The sequence below is a fragment of the Rathayibacter sp. AY1C7 genome, from assembly GCF_002931865.1.
Classification (GTDB): Bacteria; Actinomycetota; Actinomycetes; order Actinomycetales; family Microbacteriaceae; genus Rathayibacter.
The window spans coordinates 1-3,359 of record NZ_PSWB01000051.1 but is presented as its reverse complement, the minus strand read 5'-3'; the positions used below and the strand labels follow the sequence as shown (position 1 = coordinate 3,359).

Below are 3,359 nucleotides of genomic sequence, written 5' to 3'. Positions count from 1 at the left end.
GCCTCCCGCGGACGCTCCGACCCCGCCCCCGTCCGACCCTTCACAGCAGGAGACCACCCATGCGCAGACGATTCATCCCCCTCGCCGCCGTCCTGGCGTCGACCGCCGCCCTCACCGGCTGCAGCGGCTTCGGAGGAGGAGGCGGCGGTTCGGCCGACGCCGACTCGATCACCTTCACCACCTGGGCCAGCGAGTCCGAGCAGGCGGCCTTCGAGTCGCTGATCACCGACTTCGAGGCCGAGCACGAGGGGGCGAGCGTCGAGCTCAACGTCGTCCCCTACGACCAGATGTTCAGCAACATCGACGCGCAGCTGTCGTCGGGCGAGGCCCCCGACGTGTTCCGCGTCGACTACGGCAACCTCGGCGTCTACTCCAGCCAGGAGCAGCTGCTCGACCTGACCGACCGGATCGACGACTTCGACTCCTTCACGCCCGCGTTCCAGGAGGCCGTCTCCTTCGAGGGGAAGCCCTACGGCGTCCCGCACCAGACCGACGTGTCGGCGCTGCTGGTGAACACGCAGCTGCTCGCGGCGGCCGGCATCACCGACGTGCCGACCACCGCCGACGAGGCGTGGACCTGGGAGGAGTTCGCCGACGCCTCCGCGAAGCTGCGCGCGAGCCTGCCCGCCGAGCAGTACCCGTTCGTCTACAACTGGCAGCTCGGCGGCACGCCCCGCTGGCTGAGCTGGCTGTTCGAGGCCGACGGCACGCTCCTGGAGGAGGACGGCACCACTCCGGCGATCGACTCCGCCGCCGGCGCGAAGGCGCTGGACTTCACGAAGAGCTTCTTCGACAACGACTGGGTTCCGCCGACCAGCTCGGTGAAGTCCGCCACCTACGCCGACTCCTTCTTCACGGAGCAGACCGCGGCGATGGCCTTCGCCGGGTCCTTCCTCGTGCCGGACATCGACGACCTCGCCGACTTCGAGTGGACCGCCACGCCGATGCCCGTCGACGAGCGCGGCGCGACCGACCTCGGCGGCAACGCCCTCGTCGCCACGGCCGACACCGACAACCCCGAGCTCGCGACCGAGTTCCTCTCGTTCATGACGCAGGCCGACACCATGGCCGAGTTCTGCGCGGCGACGAACGAGCTGCCCACCCGGTCCGACATCGACCCCGCGTCGATCGACTTCGCGGTGCGCCCGGACGTGATGCCCGTGTTCGTCGAGCAGGCCGCGACGATCACCCCGCGGGACGTGCAGCAGCTCACCTCGCCGTTCCTCGCGAAGATCTCCGTCGCGATGCAGGACCAGCTCGAGGAGGCGTTCGTCGGCGGACGCAGCACCGAGGAGACCCTCTCCGGCCTCGACGCGGCCATCCAGCAGGCGACCAGCTGATGACCGCCACCACCCTCCGCGGCCGGGCGGGCTCCTCCGCCCGGCCGCGGTCGGCCCGCAGGCGCGAGGCCCTCGCCGGCTTCGGCTTCGTCGGCCCGAACCTGCTCCTGATGGCGCTGTTCCTGTTCGTGCCGATCCTCTGGGCGATCCAGCTCTCGTTCCAGGAGTCGCGCGGCTTCGGCACGCCCGAGTGGGTCGGCTTCGCGAACTACCTGCGGATGGGCGCCGACCCGGTGTTCTGGCAGAGCCTGGGCAACACGCTCCTCTTCACCGCGGTCACCGTGCCGCTCGAGCTCGCCGGCGGCCTCGGCCTGGCCGTGCTGCTCAACTCCGTGCTGCCCGCCCGCGGGATCTTCCGCACGGTGATCGTGCTGCCCCTGGTGATCTCGGGCGTCGCCTCCGGGATGATCGCGGTCACGATCTTCAGCGAGTCCTCGGGCATCGTGAACAAGGTGCTGAGCTCGCTGGGCGCCTCGCCGGTCGCGTGGCAGTCGGACGGCTCCGCGGCGATGATCTCGGTGATGCTGACCGCGGTGTGGCTGCGGATCGGCTTCAACATGGTGATCTACCTGGCGGGCCTGCAGAGCGTCTCGCCCGAGCTCTACGAGGCCGCGCGGATCGACGGAGCGACGCGCTGGCAGCAGTTCCGCGCGCTGACGGTGCCGCTGGTCGGCCCGTCCACCTTCTTCCTGCTGATCATGAACGTGATCGCCTCGTTCCAGGTCTTCGACATCGTCTTCGTGATGACGGGCGGCGGCCCCGGCTTCTCCACGTCGGTGCTCGGCACCTACGCGTACCGCAACGGCTTCCAGGTCCGCGAGCAGGGCTACGGCGCCGCGCTCGGCGTCGTCATCCTGCTGGTCTCCCTCGCCTTCACCTACCTGCAGTGGCGCACGAGCCGCACGCGCGACCTCGTCGACTAGGAGCCCTCATGTCGTCCTCCACCGTCACCACGCCCGCCGCGGTCACCGCGGCCACCGCCCGCGAGACCCCGCGCCGGCGCCCCTCCCGCCGCGACGGCTCCCGCTCCGGACTCGTCGTCCGCCTCGTCGTCGCGATCGTCGCCTCGGCGGTCGTGTTCTTCCCGCTGTACTGGATGCTCGTCATCGCCTTCTCGCCGCGCGGCGAGGTGTTCGCGCCCGGCCCGCCCCGCTTCTGGCCGAGCGAGATCTCGTTCGAGAACTTCGCGACGGTGTTCGCGCGCTTCCCCGTGGGCGAGTGGTTCGTCAACTCGGTCGTGATCGGGGCGTTCGTCACGGTGTTCACCGTCGTGGTGAACCTGCTGGCCGGCTGGGGCTTCGCGCGGCTGCGCTTCCCCGGGCGGAACCTGCTGTTCCTGCTCGCACTGGCCACGATGATGATCCCGGTGCAGGCGATCATGGTCGCGCAGTTCAAGCTCGTGACCGGACTGCAGATCTACGGCACCTACTGGTCGGTGATCCTGCCCGGAGCAGCGGCGGCCTTCGGGATCTTCCTCGCCCGGCAGTTCTTCCTCTCCATCCCGGAGGAGCTGATCGAGGCGGCGCGGATCGACGGCGCCGGCCACCTGCGGGTGTTCCTGCAGATCGTGCTGCCGCTCTCGAAGCCGCTGATCGCCGTCCTGATCCTGCTGACTCTGCTCGGCAGCTGGAACGACTTCGCCTGGCCGCTGATCGCCCTGAAGGACAACGAGCTGTTCACGCTGCCGATCGGCCTGCTCTACCTCAAGGGCCAGTCGACGCCTGACTACAGCGCGAGCATGGCGCTGGCGCTGGTGTCGGTGCTGCCGATGGTGCTGCTGTTCCTGTGCTTCCAGCGCTACTTCGTGCAGGGGTTCGCGCGCAGCGGCATCCGGTGAGGTCGGGCGGCGGCACGGGCGGGGGCACGGGCGGAGTGGAGCGGTCGCCGCGGCGGGGCGCTCCTGACCGGACGGGGCAGGAGAGGACGTGGAAGGAGAGGACAGAGCAGGGCCGGAGAGGACGGGGCAGGAGAGTGCCGACGGACGCTGCGGGCGGCGGGCGGCACTCTCCTGCCCCGTCC

The 3,359-nt window shown here is 70.1% G+C and carries 3 protein-coding genes; all 3 read left to right on the top strand.

Annotated elements, in window-relative coordinates:
- Positions 1-59: 59 nt before the first annotated feature.
- The 3 genes from C5C69_RS16490 to C5C69_RS16480 are packed head-to-tail and all read left to right on the top strand — an operon-like array spanning position 60 to position 3,177.
- On the top strand, positions 60-1,340 hold the full coding sequence (locus C5C69_RS16490; protein WP_244229553.1) for a sugar ABC transporter substrate-binding protein: 1,281 nt from the start codon (positions 60-62) through the stop codon (positions 1,338-1,340).
- Positions 1,340-2,263, top strand: coding sequence for a carbohydrate ABC transporter permease (locus tag C5C69_RS16485; protein ID WP_104239656.1), 924 nt, complete (start codon positions 1,340-1,342; stop codon positions 2,261-2,263). Before C5C69_RS16490 ends, C5C69_RS16485 begins: the two co-directional genes overlap by 1 nt.
- An 8-nt stretch (positions 2,264-2,271) precedes the next feature.
- Positions 2,272-3,177, top strand: coding sequence for a carbohydrate ABC transporter permease (locus C5C69_RS16480; protein WP_104258314.1), 906 nt, complete (start codon positions 2,272-2,274; stop codon positions 3,175-3,177).
- The last annotated feature ends 182 nt before the right edge of the window (positions 3,178-3,359 follow it).